The sequence below is a fragment of the Sphaerotilus sp. genome (assembly GCF_013299175.1).
Lineage (GTDB): Bacteria > Pseudomonadota > Gammaproteobacteria > Burkholderiales > Burkholderiaceae_C > Sphaerotilus.
In genome coordinates this window covers 1-4836 of the sequence record NZ_JAAFKF010000170.1, presented here as the reverse complement: position 1 = coordinate 4836, position 4836 = coordinate 1, and the positions used below count along the sequence as shown (strand labels likewise).

5 protein-coding genes are annotated in these 4836 nt (G+C 69.0%); 4 read left to right on the top strand and 1 reads right to left on the bottom strand.

The features are described from left to right. The 4 genes from QZW52_RS18555 to paaZ form a co-directional block, all read left to right on the top strand. On the top strand, window positions 1–749 hold a 749-nt coding region (locus tag QZW52_RS18555), incomplete at its 5' end, for a 2Fe-2S iron-sulfur cluster-binding protein (RefSeq protein WP_294001498.1). 15 nt (window positions 750–764) lie between these two features. Then, the gene (locus QZW52_RS18550) at window positions 765–1424 is read left to right on the top strand and encodes a TetR/AcrR family transcriptional regulator (protein WP_294001495.1); all 660 of its coding nucleotides are present in this window, start codon (window positions 765–767) and stop codon (window positions 1422–1424) included. After that, window positions 1421–2566 (top strand): ABC transporter substrate-binding protein, encoded by a 1146-nt coding sequence (locus tag QZW52_RS18545; protein WP_294001492.1) that lies wholly within the window; start codon window positions 1421–1423, stop codon window positions 2564–2566. Before QZW52_RS18550 ends, QZW52_RS18545 begins: the two co-directional genes overlap by 4 nt. Next, window positions 2566–4620, top strand: coding sequence for a phenylacetic acid degradation bifunctional protein PaaZ (gene paaZ, locus QZW52_RS18540; protein WP_294001489.1), 2055 nt, complete (start codon window positions 2566–2568; stop codon window positions 4618–4620). The genes QZW52_RS18545 and paaZ overlap by 1 nt, the downstream gene beginning before the upstream one ends. Window positions 4621–4706: 86 nt before the next feature. Here paaZ and QZW52_RS18535 read toward each other — a convergent pair. Continuing rightward, the coding region (locus tag QZW52_RS18535) for an aldehyde dehydrogenase family protein (RefSeq protein WP_294001501.1) at window positions 4707–4836 on the bottom strand (130 nt) is incomplete at its 5' end.

Sequence of the window (4836 nt, the reverse complement as noted above, 5' to 3'; positions counted from 1 at the left end):
CCGCGCCGCGCCACGTCGTCGGCATCGCGGGCGGCAGTGGCATCACGCCGATCCTGTCCATCATGAAATCGCTGCTGGCCCGCGAGCCGCGCAGCCGCTTCACGCTGCTCTACGGCAACCGCACGCCGCGCTCGACCATGTTCAAGGAGGAACTCGAAGACCTCAAGAACCGCCACATGGGCCGGCTGGCGCTGCACCCCGTCTTCTCGGCGGAGCAGGTGGACAGCCCGCTGCACAGCGGCCGACTCGACCGTGACAAGCTCGGGCTGTTCCTGCGCACGCTGGTGCCGGCGGCGTCGATCGACGAGGTCTTCGTCTGCGGGCCGCACCGGTTCAACGACGACGTGGAGGCTGCGCTGCTGGACGCGGGCGTGCCGATCGAACGGCTGCATGTCGAGCGGTTCGGCGTGCCGGGTGCTGCGCCGGGGGCTGCCGCTGTGCATCAGGCGCTGCCGGGCGACGCCGAGCAGGCGCGGGTGGTGATCATCCGCGACGGCCTGACCCGCGAGATCGCGTTTCGCCGCTCGGACCCGAGCATCCTCGACGCCGCGGCTTTCGCCGGGCTGGACATGCCGTACTCGTGCAAGTCGGGCGTGTGCAGCACCTGCCGGGCCAAGGTACTCGAAGGCGAGGTGCGCATGGACCGCAACTTTGCATTGGACAAGCACGAGGTCGCCGCCGGCTTCGTGCTGACCTGCCAGTCCCACCCGCTGACCGAGCGCGTGGTGCTGAGCTTCGACGAACGCTGAACGAGGCGCATCCCCTTGGCACGCACCCGTTCCGCCGGCTACGACGACCAGCGCGAGATGATCCTCGCCCACGCGGCGGAGCTGTTCTCGCAGCGCGGCTATCCGGCCACGTCCATGAACCAGCTCGCCGAAGCCTGCGGCCTGTCCAAGCCGACGCTCTACCACTACTACCGCGACAAGTACGCGCTGCTGGTCCAGATCGCCGAAGGCCATGTGGCGCGGCTGGCCGAACTGGTGCGCGGCATCGAGGCGGAAGGCTTGCCGGCTGAGCCGCGGCTGCACCGGCTCATCATCCGCTTCGTCGAGGAATACGCCGACGCCCAGCACGCCCACCGCGTCCTCACCGAAGACGTGCGCTTCCTGGAACCCGAGGACCGCGCACGGGTGCTGGTGATGGAGCGGCAGGTGGTCGATGGCTTTGCGCGGGCGCTGGTCGAACTGCGCCCCGAGTTCCACGAAGCGCAGCTCGCCACACCGGTCTCGATGCTGCTGTTCGGCATGATCAACTGGATGTTCACCTGGCTCAAACCCGACGGCCGCCTGGGTTACGACCGGATGGCGCTGATCGTGGCCGACCTGTTCTTTGGCGGCATCCACCGCATTGCATTGACCTCGCTGACCCCCGTTCCACCCCCCCAAGACCTCCAAAACCCCCAAGAGGAGACACCCCGATGAAACTCAACAAGATCCTGACCCTGCTGGCCGCCGCCCTGACGAGCGCGGCTGCACTGGCCGACATCACCGTCGGCGTGACCGTGTCCGCCACCGGCCCGGCCGCTTCGCTCGGCATCCCCGAGAAGAACACCATCGCGCTGATGCCCAAGACCATCGCGGGCCAGACGGTGAACTACATCGTGCTCGACGACGCCTCGGACACGACCGCGGCAGTGGCCAACGCCCGCAAGCTCATCACCGAGCACAAGGTGGACATCATCCTCGGCTCGACCACCACGCCGAACTCGCTGGCGATGATCGACGCCGTCTCGGAAGCGCAGACGCCGATGGTCTCGATGGCGGCTTCCGCCCGCATCGTCGAGCCGCAGGACGCCAAGAAACGCTGGGTCTTCAAGACGCCGCAGAACGACATCCAGATGTCGCTGGCGATCGCCGAGCACATGGCCAACAGCGGCGTGAAGACGGTGGCCTTCATCGGCTTCGCGGATGCGTATGGCGAAGGCTGGTTCCAGGAGTTCACCAAGGCGGCCGAGCTGAAGAAGCTGCGCGTCGTGGCCAGTGAGCGGTATGCGCGCAACGACACCTCGGTGACGGGGCAGGTGCTCAAGCTGGTGGGCGCGCAGCCGGACGCGGTGCTGATCGCGGGTTCGGGCACGCCGGCCGCGCTGCCGGCCAAGGCGCTGAAAGAGCGTGGCTTCACCGGCAAGATGTACCAGACGCACGGGGTCGCCAACGCCGACTTCCTGCGCGTGGGCGGCAAGGACGTGGACGGCACCTTCCTGCCGGCCGGCCCCGTGCTGGTGGCGGACCAGCTTCCGGCCGGGCACCCGGTGAAGAAGTCCGCGTCGGCCTACGTCGCGGCCTATGAGGCTGCGTATGGCAAGGGCACCGTCTCCACCTTCGGCGGTCACGCCTGGGACGCGGGGCTGCTGATGGCGACTGCGGTGCCGACGGCGTTGAAGAAGGCCAAGCCGGGCACGCCGGAGTTCCGCGCCGCGCTGCGGGACGCGCTGGAAACGGTCAAGGAAATGCCCGGTGCCCACGGCATCTTCAACACCTCGGCCAGTGACCACCTCGGCCTCGACCAGCGCGCCCGCGTGATGGTCAAGATCGAGAACGGCGCCTGGAAGCTGGCCCAGTGATGGCACCCACGCTGCAAAGCCACATCGCCGGCCGCTGGGTCGGCCAGGACGCCGCGCAGCCGCTGTGCAGCGCGGTCAACGGCAAGGTCGTCGCCCACACGCACGCCGAGGCGATCGATTTCGCCGAGGCGGTGGACCACGCCCGGCGCGTGGGTCTGCCGAACCTGCTGCGACTGGATTTCCAGCAGCGGGCGCAGCGGTTGAAGGCGCTCGCCAAGTTCCTGATGGAGCGCAAGGAGCAGCTCTACGCCGTCTCCGCGCACACCGGGGCGACGCGGGCCGACTCGTGGATCGACATCGAGGGCGGCGCGGGCACGCTGTTCGCCTACGCTGGCCTCGGCAGCAACGAGCTGCCGTCGGGCAACGTCGTCCACGAAGGCCCGGCGATCCCGCTGGGCAAGAAGGGCGGCTTTGCGGGGACGCACATCCTCGTGCCGCGCCGAGGGGTCGCGGTCCACATCAACGCCTTCAACTTCCCCGTCTGGGGCTTGCTGGAGAAGTTCGCGCCGAGTTTCCTGGCGGGCATGCCCTGCATCGGCAAGCCGGCGACGGCGACCAGCTACCTCACCGAAGCGGCGATGCGGTTGATCGTCGAGTCCGGAATCCTGCCGGAGGGCGCGTTGCAGCTCGTCATCGGCGGCACGGGCGACCTGCTCGACCGCCTGAACGAGCAGGACGTGGTGACGTTCACCGGCTCGGCGGACACGGCGGCGCGGCTGCGGGTCCACCCGAACCTGATCCGGAATTCGGTCCCGTTCAACGCCGAGGCCGACTCGCTCAACTGCGCGATCCTGGCGCCGGACGTGACGCCGGACGACGAGGAGTTCGACCTCTTCGTCAAGGAAGTCGCCCGCGAGATGACCGTCAAAGCGGGTCAGAAATGCACCGCGATTCGCCGCGCCATCGTGCCGAGGCAGCACTTGGACACCGTGGCCGAGCGGCTGAAGGCGCGGTTGGCGAAGGTGGTGGTCGGTGATCCGTCGGTCGAAGGGGTGCGCATGGGGGCCTTGGCGTCGCATGCACAACTCGCCGATGTCGCCGAGCGGGTGGCGATGCTGCGCGAAGGAGCGGAGCTGGTCTGCGGTGGCGCCGACGCGGTGCGGCCGGTGGGCGACGGCACGGCGGGTGGTGCCTTCTTCGCGCCGACGCTGCTGCTGAGCCGCCAGCCGATGGCACACGACGCCGTTCACGATGTCGAAGCCTTCGGCCCTGTCAGCACGCTGATGGCCTATGACGGCATCGACGAGGCGCTGGCGCTGGCCGCACGCGGACGTGGCTCGCTGGTGGCGACACTGGTGACCCGCGATCCGCAGATTGCTGCCCGCGTGATCCCGGAAGCGGCGGCGCTGCACGGCCGGCTGCACATCCTCGACCGCGAATCGGCGGTGGAATCGACCGGTCACGGCTCGCCGCTGCCCGTGCTGAAGCACGGCGGCCCAGGCCGGGCGGGCGGTGGCGAGGAACTTGGCGGCGTGCGGGCGGTGAAACACTACCTGCAGCGCACGGCGGTCCAAGGCTCGCCGACGATGCTGGCGGCGGTCACGGGCGAGCATGTGCGTGGCGCGAAGTTGATCGAGACCGAGGTGCATCCGTTCCGCCGCCATTTCGAGGAGCTGCAGATCGGCGAGTCGCTGCTGACCCACCGCCGCACGGTGGGCGAGGCCGATATCGTCAACTTCGGTGGCATCTCGGGCGACTACTTCTACATGCACTTCGACGAGATCGCGGCCAAGGAGACGCAGTTCGGCCAGCGCATCGCGCACGGCTACTTCGTGCTGTCGGCCGCCGCCGGGCTGTTCGTCTCGCCCGCGCCGGGTCCGGTGCTGGCCAACTACGGGCTGGACACGCTGCGCTTCGTCAAGCCGGTGGCGATCGGCGACACGATCCGGGCGCGGCTGACCTGCAAGCGCAAGATCGACCGCAACCGGGTCGATCCGAGCGGCGTGGGGCAGGGCGTGGTGGCGTGGGACGTGGAGGTCAGCAACCAGCACGGGGAGCTGGTGGCGAGCTACGACATCCTGACGCTGGTGGCGAAGCGGGCGACCGCAGCCTGATCCGCCCTGTCCTGTCGCCGTCGCGGTTCAGCTCCGCGGCGGCGGCGTGATCGCCGGACGCGGCGCCCCAAGGCCCTTTACCCCCTTTACCGCAGGAGGTCGGCGATGCAGAGGTACTTGGTCTCGACATAGTCCTCGATGCCCTGGTGCGACCCCTCGCGGCCCAGGCCCGACTGCTTGATCCCGCCGAACGGCACCTCCGCCACCGAGATCAGC

Bases quoted from the DNA above. Each gene is read 5' to 3' on its own strand.
- QZW52_RS18545 (WP_294001492.1), top strand. From the start codon at position 1,421: ATGAAACTCAACAAGATCCTGACCCTGCTGGCCGCCGCCCTGACGAGC.
- paaZ (WP_294001489.1), top strand. From the start codon at position 2,566: ATGGCACCCACGCTGCAAAGCCACATCGCCGGCCGCTGGGTCGGCCAG.